A 14,397-nucleotide genomic window follows, 5' to 3' on the forward strand; every position below is an offset into this window, starting at 1 on the left:
ACTTCCTAAATTTTTAACCTTTAAGCGACCCAACCATAACACCTTTTACAAAATACTTTTGTGCAAACGGATAAACAATCAGCATTGGTAAAGTTGAAACAATAATTACAGAGTAACGCAATATTGCACTCATATCTGCTTGATAATTAGACATTTGAGCTTGTCTCAATACTGCTTCAGGATCAGATGTTGATGTACTTAATTCTTGAACTACTAAAATTTGTCTTAAAACCATTTGTAAAGGATACATTTTTTCATTATTCAAATAAATCAACGCGCTAAAATATTCATTCCAATGTCCTACTCCATAAAATAAAGCCATTACCGCTACTATAGGTAAAGATAAAGGCATTACTATTTTTGTAAATAATTGAAAAGAAGTTGCCCCATCGATAATCGCAGCCTCTTCAAGTTCAGTAGGAATGGTTGATTGGAAAAAAGTTCTTGTCAAAACTATATTCCAAACGGATGCTCCACCCGGTAAAACCATTGCCCAAATAGTATTTAATAGCCCCAAATTTTTCACTAACATATAAGTCGGAATTAAACCTCCACCAATAAACATCGTTACAAGTAGCATATTTGTTATAAATTTCCTACCTACTAATCTTTTCCTTGATAAAGCGTATGCAGCAGGAATTGTTAAAACTAAGTTAATTAGTACGCCAAGAGAAGTATACAGAATTGTATTAGCATACCCACGCCAAATCGCTTCATTTTCCAAAATCAAACGATATCCATCTAAAGTAAAACCTTTTGGAAATAACCACATTTGTCCCGAATTGACCATCGTTGGATCACTGAAAGATGCACTCAGAATATAGATTAATGGATAAATGATAATAATTAACACAATAAACAGAATCAGATGAACAAAAAAATTAATTATTTTATCTTCTTTGGTTTCTTTAATTGATGACATTTTATCACTCCTTTTTCTACCACAAACCGATTTGCGTTATTTTTTTTGATATTTGGTTTACTGTTAATAATAATGTGGCATTAATTACTGAATCAAATAAACCTACTGCCGTTGAATAACTATACTGAGCATCTAACAATCCCGTTCGATAAACAAATGTTGATATTACATCTGAGGAAGACATATTCAACTCATTCTGCATTAGTAATACTTTTTGGAACCCAACGGACATAATACCGCCCATTTCTAATATAAACATAACAACGATAATAGGAACAATAGCTGGTATGTTTATATGTCGAATCCTTTGTAATCTAGAAGCGCCATCCATAATAGCTGCTTCATGGAGTTGCGGATCAACTCCTGATAATGCTGCAATATAAATAATTGCTCCCCATCCAGTACTTTGCCAGACCCCTGAAAATACATAAATTGTTTTAAACCATTTGGGTTGAATCATAAACGGTATTGGACCTATTCCAAATAAACCTAAGATATTGTTAATTAAACCTGTGGTAGGAGATAAAAACGCAATGATAATCCCGACCATTACAACTAATGAAATAAAATGTGGAGCATATGTAATTGTTTGTAAGCCTCTTTTATATAATCCGTCTTTAACTTCATTCATCAGTAACGCTAATATAATTGGAGCAGGAAAACCAACTATAATTTGATATATACTTATACCTAATGTATTTTTTAATAAATCAGTGAAATAATATGAATTAAAGAAATCTTCAAACCACATAAATCCTACCCATGGACTTTTCCAAATTCCTAATGCAGGTGAATAATCTTTAAAAGCCATCAATATTCCATACATAGGGGCATAATGAAATATGACAAAATACAAAAGAGTTGGAAATAAAAATAGATAAAGCTGCCAGTTTTGCTTAATAAATTTTACTTTGGTTTTTCTTTCTTTTGCACGAAATTCTTTTTTCTCCTTATTACTAGTTATTAAATTAAAATTGAATGATCTCGTAGACGAATTGGTTTTAACATTCACATTCATTCTCCTCACTAATTAACTTTTAACTATAGGTCGCTATAACAGTTCATATTTTTATTATACTTAATATACATTATCATATATTTAGTATATTTATATATAATATATTACCATAAAAATTTCGGATGTCAACGTTTACATTCTCTTTTTTTATCTTTATTCAATATTTTAAATATTGAATATTTAAATGTTATAAACGACTTCAAAATGTTTTATTTTCAATTTTTCTTTCTACCTTTAAACATGCATGATATGCTAATCCTATAATTGGATAACTCGACAAAGAAATTCCCATAAAAAATAACAAAATAGGAATGTAAGAATATAAGATTGCGAGTAAAAAAATCGTCAATATGATACCGATGGATTCCATTGGTCTCCCAATAGAAAATAGCAAGGCTTGTTTAAAATATTGTGAAAATTTAAGTTCATATCTACAAAAAATAACCATTAAATAACTAACAAAAACAGTAAAAGCCCCTATTATCAGGACTATTATTGCATGAAATAACGCAGATCTAATAAAATTTTCTGAAATGTACAAATCGAACCATAAAAAAATAGCAAACAAAATAACTATCAGCCCTATTTTATTCGCTTTAATAAAGTTATTAAAATAAAATTTTACGAAAATTTTCACAAAATTAATATCGTATCCTACACTAAACCACTTATATATGACATTTGCCATTGCTAAACTAGCTGGAGCAATTCCAAATAAAAAAATCCCCAATACCGAAAAAATTATCCATAAGAAATTTAAAATGATTAGTCTCACTATCCACATGACTATTTCAAATAGATATCCAAAAACTCCTTCAAATTGAATAATATTCACCTGCCTTTCTAATCCAGTCCTATTAAATTATTGTAGCTTAAATATTAACTTTTCCATCAGAGAAATATGTTGATGTATAAATAACCATTCTGTAATCGCTTGCATTTTCTCATAATTTTTTTTGTTTGTCAAATTATAAATCTATTAAATATATTTAATTTTCATTTTAATATATTAATATTGTTCACCTCCGTTTTATAAGCATTTTAAAAGCATCTAAGTCAGGATTTCTCCCAATTTAGATGCTCTAATTAATTTCTATTCGCCAGCTTGAACCCAACGGTCATAGGCTTGTTGATGTACCATTACGTAATCATCAATTCCCATAGAGTTAATTGTATTGACATATTGTGCCCAAGTATCATCATTGATTTCTTGAACACCAGTGATAAAGCGAGCTTCTTGTTCAACGATAAATGTATTTAAATCTGTTTGCATTGTAACAATAATATCTTGTTCATCAGTAGTTAAATAAGTAACTGGGAACGGAACTTCTGCATAAGGTTGCATTTTCGCTTCTGTTTCATCTCGAATAAAGTCACTAAATGCAGATGCATCTGTTTCATTTGGATCAACATGGACACCAGCAACATTAAATGTACCTTTTGGAACTGGAATTCCATAATCTGGAGTAATTTGTCCACGATATTCTTCAGTATTTGTGATATCTACATTTTCTGTATTAAATACTTTAACTGGTTCACCAGCTTCGTTTTCTGACCAAATCCACATAGCTCCTTCAGGACCTTGGTTTAAAAACGCAGCCCCGTCTGGTGAGTAGAAGTAGTCAACCCATTGAACAGCAAGTTCAGGATTTTCTGCTTGATTCGTAATAGCAAACACACCCGTTTGTAATTGAGGTGATGCAGGTGAAATAGGTTCAGGTGCCCATTCACTAGTTAATGGATGGAACATTGGATTGTTCACTGCCTCATCTTCAGTTCCGCCTAAAGTAAAGAATGAGAACCAGTCTTGGAATAAACCAATTTGGTTGTTTTGTCCTTTAGCTTTTTTCTGTTCGTTTGCTTGAATAAATGTTTCTTGGTCTAACAATCCTTCACTATATAATTTAGCCATGAACTCTAAATAAGCACGGTAGTTATCAGTCACAGGAGCATAACGTACTACGCCGTCAACTTCTTCAATACCAAAGGCTTTCATACCAAAAGCAGTTAATATATAAGGTCTAGAATACTCAAGCGCAACATCCGTAAATGGAATCTCATCTGCTTGTCCATTTCCATTTGGATCTTCATCACGCATTCTTACTAGCAAATCATAGAAATCATCAACAGTTGTTGGTACTTCTTCCACTCCAAGGGCATCTAACCATGCGCCATTATACCAAAGCGGACCTGTTGGCCAAATTCCAGTAGGACCTCCTGAAAGAAATGGTAAACTATAAATATGTCCATCAGGGGCAGTTATTGAACGAAGAATATCTGGGTTTTCTTCTGTTAAGGCTGTAAAGTTTGGTGCGTATTCTGCTAAGTATCCTTCAAGAGGGATTAAAATTCCTTGACGACCATAGTCAACTTCCATTCCACGTGTTAAGGTACCTGACCCAGCCCCGTAAATTATATCTGGTAAATCGCCAGAAGCAAACGCTAAATTCATACGTGTACCAAAATCACTCATTGGAGGAGTAATATATTCCCACGAAATGTTTGTCATTTCTTCGTAAACTTGCAAAGTAGGCATATCGGCCCATTCTGCCATACCAGTCCCTGGAGCCATTAATGACATATGAACAGTTTCCTCTGTCAGTGGAAATTCAGTCAATGTGCCCGTTTCAAATTCTTCATCTTCTTGAGCTGAAACAAATACTGAAGTAGCCAAAGACCCAGTCGCTAACAAAGTAGCCATGGTAACTGTACTAAATTTTCTTAACCATTTTTTCAAAGTTGTTCCTCCTAAATTATATAACCCAAGCAACATTGCAACAAACTAACCTTTCAATGAGCCAATCATCACTCCTTTAACAAAATACTTTTGTAAGAATGGATAAACCATAATAACTGGTGCTGAGGAAACAATCATCACTCCATATTTGATTACTTCAGATAGCTGTTGTCGAGAATACGCCAATTCAGCCATCGATGTTGTCATTGTTTCTGGAGTTCCTGTTGACGATAAGTCATTTAATACTAAGATCTCACGAAGTACCATTTGCAAAGGATATTTAGACCGATCGGACAGATAAATTAAAGCATTAAAGAAACCATTCCAATGTCCAACACCATAGTACAGCGCCATAACAGCAATAATTGGTGTAGATAAAGGTAAAATGATTTTAAAGAACAAAGTAATATCACTGGCTCCATCTATAATGGCTGCTTCTTCTAACTCTCGGGGAATGGACGATTGGAAAAAGGTTCTAGTTACAATGATATTATAAACGGATGCTGCACCAGGTATAATCATTGCCCAAATGGTATCCAAAAAACCTAGATTTTTCATTAATAAGTATGTAGGAATCAATCCACCACTTACAAACATGGTAACTAACATAAAGTTCGTTAAAAAAGTACGTCCATAAAAGTCTTTTCTAGATAATGCATAAGCCACTGGCAATGTTACGGCTAAGTTAATCAAAGTACCTAATACGGTATAAACGATTGTATTCCAATAACCACGCCAAATTTGTTGGTTCTCAAAAATAGCTTCATAGCCTATCCATGTAATTCCTTTAGGAAAGAGCCACATTTCCCCAGAGTTTACAGCTTGGGGATCACTAATAGAAGCACTCACTATATATGCCATTGGATATATCACTAGTATCAATGCGATGAATAAAAATAAATATACAAAAAACATATAGATTCGATCAGTTAATAACATTTTTTTACCAAACAATGTGATACGCTCCTTTCATTAAAACAGTGACGTTTCGCCGACACGCCGTGCGATAAAGTTTACAATAAGTAATAGAGCTGCATTAATGACTGATTGGAACAAACCAACCGCTGCAGCAAAACTATATTGCGCATCTAGCAAACCTGATTGATAAACGAAAGTCGCAATAACATTGGATGACTCCATATTCAATGGATTTTGTAAAAGTAGGATTTTTTCAAATCCACCAGCCATCAATGATCCGAAGTTCATAATTAAAATAATAATCATCGTTGGAGCAATCGTCGGTATGTTAATGTACCAATTGCGTTGTAAGCGGGTTGCTCCATCAATTGTCGCCGCCTCATGTAGTTGTTCATCTACCCCAGACAATGTCGCAAAATAAATAACTGACGACCAACCAGTACCCTGCCAAACACCTGACAACACATAAATTGTTTTGAACCAGCGCGGGTCTTGCATAAAGGCAATTCTTTCAAAGCCAAGAAAATCCAATAAGTGGTTAATAATACCAGTAGATGGTGATAAGAAAGAAATTATCATCCCAGAAATAACAACAACGGAAATAAAGTTTGGTGCATAGGTTGCCGTTTGAGTGAATTTCTTGAAAAACCCGTCTTTAACTTCATTTAGGGCTAAAGCTAAGATAATAGGTAACGGGAAACCAACAATTAATGAGTAAACATTTATTCCTAGCGTATTTCTAATTAAGTCCCAGAAATAATAAGAGTTAAAAAAACGTTCGAAATGTTTAAAACCTACCCAAGGACTACCTAATATACCTAATGATGGCATATAGTCTTTAAAGGCAATAATTACTCCATACATTGGAAAGTATGCAAAAACTAAAAAGTACAAAAATGCAGGAAAAGCAAATAGGTAAAGATACCTACTATCTTTAATTTTTTGCCACCTAGATTTATGATAGACTTCATCGTTTTGTCGAACTTGATTTGAACTAGCTACCTGAGCCATATGTCTAACTCCCCCATTCCTATAATTATTTTGATATAGCTAAATAATAAATTCTCAATTCATTTGCTAGCTTACATTTTTCATTATAGTTAGACGCAAATAATAAATCAAGCGTTTACAGTATGCTTAGGATAAGTCTATTTAAATGTTATTATATGATATTAAGATTTTACAACTTTTATTCATTGACTTTTACAATCTAATTTGCTTCTCATTTTTATATTTTTTTCAGCGATATTTTAAATTTTTTTTATTATTTTATCTCGTTGTACTTATCCGCTTTCTTCTATATAATGACTACAAAAGTAAAGTTAAAGGTGTGACAAATGAAAAAAATATTTTTAATTATTCTACTCATTTTACTCTTAATGTTACCAAATCTATATAATATTTTCTTAGTACCTACCACTGAGATTAATGGTTATGAAGTTAAAGGAAATTTATCTAACGAATCAGCCATAGCAGAAGTTGTTGCTGTTATTGAAAACAATATTCAAGCAACCAATGAAGAAAATATCGATTTATATGTTTCAACACTTGTACCGTCAGCCCGCGTTGAAACACAACGTGAAATGCAACAAGTTTTTGATGAATTTGATATTCGGATTGTCCTTGAATCCATAGAGGTACTAGAACAGACAAATGATATGGTGAAATTAAGAGTTCAACAAAGAGCTACAAGTGATGATGAAACCTATCGTGATCATGTTGCCACAGTTGGTATTACATTAATATATGAAAACGAAGAGTGGTTAATTGTCGAATCAATGATGGAAAACACGGAGTTTATATAGGAAAGAGGATATTATGACTAGTAACAAATTTGTTAATGGTATTTATAGTTTAGGTTCATTCATGATAGAAATGATTAAATTACAATTTTGGGGAATTGTCTATAGCTTTAAGGGGTTCATAGTCTTAGGAATTTTCCCTTCAATTTCAGCTATTTTCGGTTTGATAATGTACAATTTACGCCGTGAAGATGAATCATTAACACACATTTATAATGCTGATCGCTTCAAAAAATACTACGCTGAAAACTTTAAACAAAGTAATATCTTAGGATACCTCTCTCTTGCTGCAATTGTATTTATTTATGTGGATCTGAGAGTTTCTCAATACTTTATTGGCAATCGATATCTACACTTTTTCTTGATTCTTATCATGGTATTTGTCCTGAGTATTGTTTGTTATATCTTCCCTAGTATTGTCAGCTTTGATTTAAGTGTCAAGGATCATATTAAACAAGCATTCTTTTTAGCATTATGTTCTATTAAAGAAACGATTGCTGCACTACTCGGTATAGGAGTAGCGATATTTATTATGACGATTTTCCCTATTATGTATTTGTTATTATTTGTGCCAATGTATATTTTCCCAATAGCCTGGTTCGGTGATATTGCCATTAAGAATTTAATGAAACGAAACGAAGAAGGAATATCTAATAAAAAAGGAAGTGTTTCACGTTCATGAAACAAAAAATTCATCCAAATAAACAATGGTTTATTGATTCACGCTTTGGTATGTTTATCCATTTTGGTTTATATTCATCGATAGGACGAGGAGAATGGGTACGAAGTAGTGAGTTGATGACGATTGAAGCGTATCAGCCTTATTTTGATTCTTTTAACCCAAGAGCTTTCGATGCTGAACAATGGGCAAAAGCAGCCAGTGAAGCTGGTATGAAATATATAATTTTAACCGCCAAGCATCATGATGGCTTCTGCTTATATGATTCAAAATACACAGATTACAAAATCACTAATACCCCCTTTGGTCGTGATTTAGTGGCGGAATATTTAGAGGCAGCACGCAAATATAATCTGAAAGTAGGTTTATACTTTTCGTTAATCGATTGGTATCATCCTGATTTTCCAAAGTATGCCGACCGACACCACCCAATGCGTGGGAATGAAGCGTATCGTGATGAAGATATTGATTGGGAAAATTATCTAACCTTTATGCACAACCAAGTAGAAGAATTAGTCACGCAATATGGTGAACTGGATATCATGTGGTTTGATTTTTCTTACGATGATATGAGTGGTGAGAAATGGGATGCTGAGAAGCTTATGAATATGGTTAGTCAACACCAACCAAATATCGTGATAGACAATCGGTTGGAAACTTCTGGTGAGGGATTCGGTTCGATTGTTGATGCAGAACCAACTTCTTACGCTGGAGATTACATCAGTCCTGAGCATATCATTCCACCTTACCCAATTAAAGATGTGAATGGTAACCTTGTCCCTTGGGAATTGTGTACTTCCATCAACAACTCGTGGGGTTATGATCCGACAGACTGTAGTTATAAATCTGCGAAATTTATTATCCGTAAACTCGTTGAATGCATTAGTAAAAACGGCAATATTTTACTAAATATCCCTCCTGACGGCACGGGTAAATTTAATACTCAGAGCCTAGAGGTGTTAAGTGAAATCGGCGATTGGATGTCCTTGAATGGCGATGCAATTTACGAAAACGGCCCTGCCATTGGTTTGGAAAAACCTGAATGGGGTTATTACACACAAAAAGATGACCAAACCATTTACGCCCATATTTTCGACGGCCCTCTTGGCGTCTTACCTCTACCAGGTCTTGCTAGTTCACAAATCACCTCCGTGAAACGCGTGATGGATAACTCCGTCGTCAAAATATCAGACAGTTGGACCGCCCTAGCATTTCCCGACACAACCTTTGTTGAGTTGCATAATAATCACGCAACCGAAGCCTTAGCTGACGACATCGACATGGTTTTGGAAATTAAATTGAAGTAATTCTAGCCAAATAAATAACGCCTTGACTTCCACGAAAATAGAAGTCAAGGCGTTTTTTGTTTTGCAGTACTTGTGATGTTACAGAAATTAAGGTGATTTACAAACAAACGCTACATGGTAAGCAGAAAGTGAGCAAACGTTAAATAAAGCTAATCTGTCATCTGCTCGAGTAGCAAAAGACAGAGTAGCTTGATTAAGTCCAAAATCTAGGTAAAAAGTAAGTGGGTAATGGGTAATGACGGACGGTTCTTCACTTCCCGCATACCTCCAATTTGTGTGTACCCACGTAAGTGAGAAATGACGGTTCGTCACTTCCCACTTGTCATAAAAGGAAATCACAATTCGTTGAGCTCATTTAACACCACCCCATACCAACAGTTAAAGCAAGCAGAAACTTTACCAAATTAACAAAAAAAAGCGCAGAAAATCCGACCGTTTTTTTAATGATAGTGTCAAGGACGGACTGGCACACCTACAGTCCCTAACTCGATAGAGCGTAGGGACTGTGTAGCCAGCCGAGTCCCAAGACTACAGGCTTGGGACGGTCCCACTATCATTAAAAAACGGTCGGATTTTCGGAGCATGCATTAAACTTAATTGCTCAAATCTTCGCCATTACTAGCAATGACTTTTTTATACCAATCAAACGATTTTTTCTTCGAGCGCTTCAAGCTACCTTCACCCGCATCATCACGATCCACATAAATATAACCATAACGCTTAGACATTTGACCACTTGAAGCCGACACAATATCAATACAACCCCAAGAAGTATACCCTAACAAGTCAACGCCATCTTCTTCAACCGCATTCTTCATTTCAGCAATATGTTTTTGCAAATACTCAATACGGTAATCGTCCTCAACATAACCATTTTCGTCAGGGACATCCTTCGCGCCTAAACCATTCTCAACCACAAACAAAGGTAATTGATAGCGGCCATACAATTCATTCATCGTAATTCTAAAACCAAGCGGGTCAATTTGCCAGCCCCACTCACTACGTTCCAAATAAGGATTCTTAATCGTTGGGAAAATATTCCCACTCGTACTTTCATAAGCACTTGGATCGGCCGAAGATACACGTGAAGAATAATAAGAAAACGACACATAATCCACCGTATTCTCTTTTAATAATTCTTTGTCACCTTCCACAAATGGCACTTCAATACCTTTACGTTCCAACTCTTTTAAAGCATACGCTGGATATTCACCCCGCGCTTGCACATCGACAAAGAAATAATTACTTTGATTATCCACTTGCGCCTTGCGAACATCTTCCGGATTTGGGGTATTGGGATAATATTGGCCAGCCGCAATCATACAACCAATTTTAATGTCAGGATCGATTTCACGGGCAATCTTAGTGGCTAAAGCACTCGCCACCAATTCATGATGAGCGGCAGTATACATAACCTGCTCCTCATTTTCGCCTTCTTCAAAAACAAGGCCAGCTCCCATAAAAGGCGCATGTAAAATCATATTAATCTCATTAAACGTAATCCAATATTTCACTTTCCCCTTGTAACGATTAAACAACACCGTCACTAAGTTACCATAAAAATCAACCAACTTACGATTACGCCAACCACCATACGCATTAATCAAATGAATCGGCATATCAAAGTGCGTAATCGTTACGACAGGTTCAATCCCATATTTTAACAATTCATCGATCATTTCATCGTAAAAAGCCAAACCTTCTTCATTCGGCTCATTTTCATCCCCATTTGGAAAAATGCGCGTCCAACCAATACTGAAACGATAAGCCTTAAAACCCATTTCAGCAAACAAAGCAATATCTTCTTTAAAATGCGTATACATATCAATCGCATTTTTAGCCGGATAGAAATGATCCTCGTCAAAGGCTAAATGCTTCACCTTACCACGAATAATCGGCCCACGATCCTCACCCGTCGGTACCACATCCACATTTGCCAATCCACGGCCACCTTTATTGTAGCCCCCTTCACTCTGGTTCGCCGCCGTTGCGCCGCCCCATAAGAAATCCGTTTTGAACCCCATGTTTTTCCTCCTTTGAATAAATATCGCAGCATCTCGACATAGCACTGAGCAACCCCCTAATCAACCGGAGGTTGCAGCAGTGATATTTATTTAATTGATGATCTTAATAATATCTTCACCGACTTGAATTTGTTTGTTGGATACCATCAAGACATCTTTTAAATCGTTTGTATTGGTAACGACTACTGGTGTAATGGTTGAATACCCATGATCTTTGATTTTTTCAAGGTTAAAGGTTAATAAAGGTTGCCCCACCTCAATTGTTTGATCACGTTCAACTAAATAATTAAAGCCTTCACCATTCATTTGGACGGTGTCAATACCTACGTGGATTAATAATTCAACCCCATCATCGCTCGTTAAACCAATGGCATGTTTGCTATCGAACAAGGCAGTTACAGTACCATTAAAGGGTGCATAAACGGTTTCGTCCGTTGGTAGAATCGCTACCCCTTGTCCTAAAATCCCTTGCGAAAAGACTTCATCGGGAACATCAGATAACTGTCTTAAATGACCGGTTAATGGTGAAACAACTTCCAGCGTCGCTCCAGCTTCGGCAGTGGCTGTAGTCGTTGAATCTGTCCCTTCATCAATGGTTTCAGCCATTTCTTGAATTTCTTCGGCCGCATCTTCATCTTTATAAATAATCATGGTAATCACAAAGGTAACCACCGCCGCAATAGCAGCCCCTGCAATCGCAAACCAGAAGTGGCGTAACGTATCTTCACCAATATATGAAGGTAATGTTAAGAGACCCGGTGAACCACCTGAATAGTTACGAACACCATTAAGACCCATAAACAAACCACCGACACCCCCACCAATCATGGCAGCATATAAAGGTGTTTTGAAACGCAAGTTAATCCCATAAAGTACGGGTTCAGTAATACCTAAAACAGCGGTTAAACCGGATGAAAAGGCTAATGACTTAACTTCAGTATTCTTCGTTTTTATACCAACCGCAAATGCAGCGACACCTTGCGAAATATTTGAAGCGAGGTTGGCTGGGTAAACCATCGTATCATAACCAATGGTTAAACGGTTATTAATTCCAATTGGGATAATACCATAGTGCGTTCCGGTTGAAACTAATAGTGGGAACAGCGCACCAATAATGGTTGGTACTAACCAAGGGGCAATATTTTCAAGCGATAAAATAGCGCGCGAAATCAAATCAGAAATATAATGTCCGATAGGTCCGATAACCACCAAACTTAAAATCCCCACAACCGTAACGGATATCAATGGTTTAGTAAAGAATTTGACTGATTTGTGGGAAATGCGATCTGCAATCGGCTCAACGTATGATAATACCCACACGGATAAAATAATGGGAATAACCGTTGATGAATAAGTCACTGAAGCAATTGGCAAGCCGAATAAGTTAATAGAACCGCCTGTTGCATTGGCTTGTTGGACCATCTCTACAAAAGTGGGATGTTGATAAATCCCAGCAATCATTAAGGCTAAATATTGATTGGTTTTGAATTTATTGGCTGCCGATACAGCTAGTAAAAATGGCAAGAAGTAAAAGGCTGAATCCGCCATAAAGTTAATAATTTGATAATTCATCGACTCATTATCGACCCAATTGAAGACAACTAATAAGGATAGTACGGCTTTCATCATCCCTGAAGCTGTAATCGCTGGAAGGATAGGGGTAAAGATACCCGTTAAGGTGTCAATCATCGTATTTAAGAACGATTTTTTCTCTTCTTCTTTCTCTGGTTCGCTATCAGAACCGCCTTCAACATTAATATCATATTGATTGTTGATTTCTTTAAAAACATTACCGACATCACTACCAACGATAACTTGATATTGACCGCCTTTTTCGACCGCTCCCATAACACCTGGTATCTTTTTAACGGCTTCCGTATCAGCTTTGGAAGAATCCTTTAAATTAAAACGTAAACGCGTGGCACAGTGATAAAGGTAAGAGACATTATCTTCTCCACCGATATTCTCAATAATCGACTTGGCTGTGTCTTTGTAATCCATATTTACCGCTCCTTTTATCTCTATTTTTTCTTATTTCAATAACAAAAAAAGACCCATAATACCCACACTAAATAAAGGTACTAAGGTCTAGCCTGATTTAACAGTAACAATCCTGATTATTTTGTTATTCGATTAATATGAATGGTTAAATACATTAATTCATCTGACTCGAGTCGACGATTAAAGTCATTTTCAATGTATTCCGATATTTTTAAGGCCGTCTGATACTCTTTACGATATTTTTCTTTTAAAATAAAGATAAAATCAGAGGCGTCTTTGGATTCTAATTTTTGTCCTACAAAGAGTCGTTGCACGAAAAATTTTAAATGGGTAATAAATCGTTCATAATCCAAGGAATATTCATCCAGTGATATATTAAATTCATAAGTAACAATTTTCAAAATATTCTGAATAATTTTGGTCATTTCCGTGATTTGTTCCACATTAGAATTTTTCAATTTTGCATTGACGATATGTAAAGCAATAAATCCCGCTTCATCTTCAGGTAGTTGGTAGCCTAGTTTTTGATGAATCATCACTAAGGCTTCTTTCCCAATAAGAAACTCATGATTATAAAATCGTTTGATTTCCCATAATAAAGCGTTTTGAATCGGTACGCCATTCTCAAAACGTTCGATCGCAAAATTAATATGATCAGTGAGTGTTATATATAAATTCTCATTTAAATCTTGGCCGAGTGAAGTCTTAGCATAATTGATAATATCATTAGCAATTTGAACATGTTCAATGGGTATATTTCTTAATAGCTTTAGTAATCGATTACTATTTTCTGCATCCGTATTAACAAATGTTTTTTCAATCGCGTCTGGTTGGATAAGATCTCCTTTTTTCTTTTGGAATCCGATACCCTTACCGATGGCAATCGTTTCTTGCCCTTGTGCATCTTTTGCAATCACAATATTATTATTAATGACTTTTTCTATATTCATACTCACAACTCTTCTTTTTACGACCTCTCTTTTAAGGTT

Annotated in this window: 12 protein-coding genes; 3 read left to right on the plus strand and 9 right to left on the minus strand. The window is 35.4% G+C overall.

Annotation, left to right across the window (positions count from 1 at the left end):
* Positions 1-13: 13 nt before the first annotated feature.
* The 6 genes from NRE15_RS05200 to NRE15_RS05225 form a co-directional block, all read right to left on the minus strand.
* The gene (locus tag NRE15_RS05200) at positions 14-922 is read right to left on the minus strand and encodes a carbohydrate ABC transporter permease (RefSeq protein WP_313794538.1); all 909 of its coding nucleotides are present in this window, start codon (positions 920-922) and stop codon (positions 14-16) included.
* 16 nt (positions 923-938) lie between these two features.
* A complete protein-coding gene (locus NRE15_RS05205; protein WP_313794953.1) occupies positions 939-1,886 on the minus strand; it encodes an ABC transporter permease in 948 nt (315 codons plus the stop codon).
* 253 nt (positions 1,887-2,139) lie between these two features.
* Positions 2,140-2,775 (minus strand): YesL family protein, encoded by a 636-nt coding sequence (locus tag NRE15_RS05210; RefSeq protein WP_313794539.1) that lies wholly within the window; start codon positions 2,773-2,775, stop codon positions 2,140-2,142.
* 258 nt (positions 2,776-3,033) lie between these two features.
* Positions 3,034-4,677: an extracellular solute-binding protein gene (locus tag NRE15_RS05215; protein WP_313794540.1), complete on the minus strand. Its 1,644-nt coding sequence runs from the start codon at positions 4,675-4,677 to the stop codon at positions 3,034-3,036.
* Between the two features lie 45 nt (positions 4,678-4,722).
* Positions 4,723-5,616, minus strand: a complete 894-nt coding sequence (locus NRE15_RS05220; protein ID WP_313794954.1) for a carbohydrate ABC transporter permease — start codon at positions 5,614-5,616, stop codon at positions 4,723-4,725.
* Between the two features lie 33 nt (positions 5,617-5,649).
* Complete coding sequence (locus NRE15_RS05225) at positions 5,650-6,606, minus strand: ABC transporter permease (protein WP_313794541.1); 957 nt, start codon at positions 6,604-6,606, stop codon at positions 5,650-5,652.
* A 326-nt stretch (positions 6,607-6,932) separates the two neighbouring features.
* Between NRE15_RS05225 and NRE15_RS05230 the strand changes: the two genes are divergently transcribed.
* From NRE15_RS05230 to NRE15_RS05240, 3 genes are read left to right on the plus strand one after another with little or no spacing between them, the layout of a single operon-like run.
* The gene (locus NRE15_RS05230) at positions 6,933-7,400 is read left to right on the plus strand and encodes a hypothetical protein (RefSeq protein WP_313794542.1); all 468 of its coding nucleotides are present in this window, start codon (positions 6,933-6,935) and stop codon (positions 7,398-7,400) included.
* Between the two features lie 13 nt (positions 7,401-7,413).
* On the plus strand, positions 7,414-8,079 hold the full coding sequence (locus NRE15_RS05235; RefSeq protein ID WP_313794543.1) for a YesL family protein: 666 nt from the start codon (positions 7,414-7,416) through the stop codon (positions 8,077-8,079).
* Positions 8,076-9,383 carry an alpha-L-fucosidase gene (locus NRE15_RS05240; RefSeq protein ID WP_313794544.1) on the plus strand — a complete coding sequence of 436 codons (1,308 nt, stop codon included), beginning with the start codon at positions 8,076-8,078 and terminating at the stop codon, positions 9,381-9,383. Before NRE15_RS05235 ends, NRE15_RS05240 begins: the two co-directional genes overlap by 4 nt.
* Before the next feature lie 593 nt (positions 9,384-9,976).
* Here the strand turns inward: NRE15_RS05240 and NRE15_RS05245 are convergent.
* The 3 genes from NRE15_RS05245 to licT all read right to left on the minus strand — a co-directional run bounded on the left by NRE15_RS05245 (position 9,977) and on the right by licT (position 14,358).
* A complete protein-coding gene (locus NRE15_RS05245) occupies positions 9,977-11,407 on the minus strand; it encodes a 6-phospho-beta-glucosidase (protein ID WP_313794545.1) in 1,431 nt (476 codons plus the stop codon).
* A gap of 90 nt (positions 11,408-11,497) precedes the next feature.
* Positions 11,498-13,408: a beta-glucoside-specific PTS transporter subunit IIABC gene (locus NRE15_RS05250; protein ID WP_313794546.1), complete on the minus strand. Its 1,911-nt coding sequence runs from the start codon at positions 13,406-13,408 to the stop codon at positions 11,498-11,500.
* Between the two features lie 116 nt (positions 13,409-13,524).
* Positions 13,525-14,358: a BglG family transcription antiterminator LicT gene (licT, locus tag NRE15_RS05255; RefSeq protein ID WP_313794547.1), complete on the minus strand. Its 834-nt coding sequence runs from the start codon at positions 14,356-14,358 to the stop codon at positions 13,525-13,527.
* Between the last annotated feature and the right edge of the window lie 39 nt (positions 14,359-14,397).

The sequence above is a fragment of the Fundicoccus culcitae genome, assembly GCF_024661895.1.
In the GTDB taxonomy this organism is placed as follows: Bacteria; Bacillota; Bacilli; order Lactobacillales; family Aerococcaceae; genus Fundicoccus_A; species Fundicoccus_A culcitae.

What these genes read in the sequence shown, in the direction of transcription:
- NRE15_RS05235 (WP_313794543.1), top strand. Translation starts at nt 7,414, where the DNA reads ATGACTAGTAACAAATTTGTTAATGGTATTTATAGTTTAGGTTCATTC.
- NRE15_RS05220 (WP_313794954.1), bottom strand. Translation starts at nt 5,616, where the DNA reads ATGTTATTAACTGATCGAATCTATATGTTTTTTGTATATTTATTTTTA.
- NRE15_RS05250 (WP_313794546.1), bottom strand. Translation starts at nt 13,408, where the DNA reads ATGGATTACAAAGACACAGCCAAGTCGATTATTGAGAATATCGGTGGA.
- NRE15_RS05240 (WP_313794544.1), top strand. Translation starts at nt 8,076, where the DNA reads ATGAAACAAAAAATTCATCCAAATAAACAATGGTTTATTGATTCACGC.
- licT (WP_313794547.1), bottom strand. Translation starts at nt 14,358, where the DNA reads ATGAATATAGAAAAAGTCATTAATAATAATATTGTGATTGCAAAAGAT.
- NRE15_RS05230 (WP_313794542.1), top strand. Translation starts at nt 6,933, where the DNA reads ATGAAAAAAATATTTTTAATTATTCTACTCATTTTACTCTTAATGTTA.
- NRE15_RS05245 (WP_313794545.1), bottom strand. Translation starts at nt 11,407, where the DNA reads ATGGGGTTCAAAACGGATTTCTTATGGGGCGGCGCAACGGCGGCGAAC.
- NRE15_RS05200 (WP_313794538.1), bottom strand. Translation starts at nt 922, where the DNA reads ATGTCATCAATTAAAGAAACCAAAGAAGATAAAATAATTAATTTTTTT.
- NRE15_RS05225 (WP_313794541.1), bottom strand. Translation starts at nt 6,606, where the DNA reads ATGGCTCAGGTAGCTAGTTCAAATCAAGTTCGACAAAACGATGAAGTC.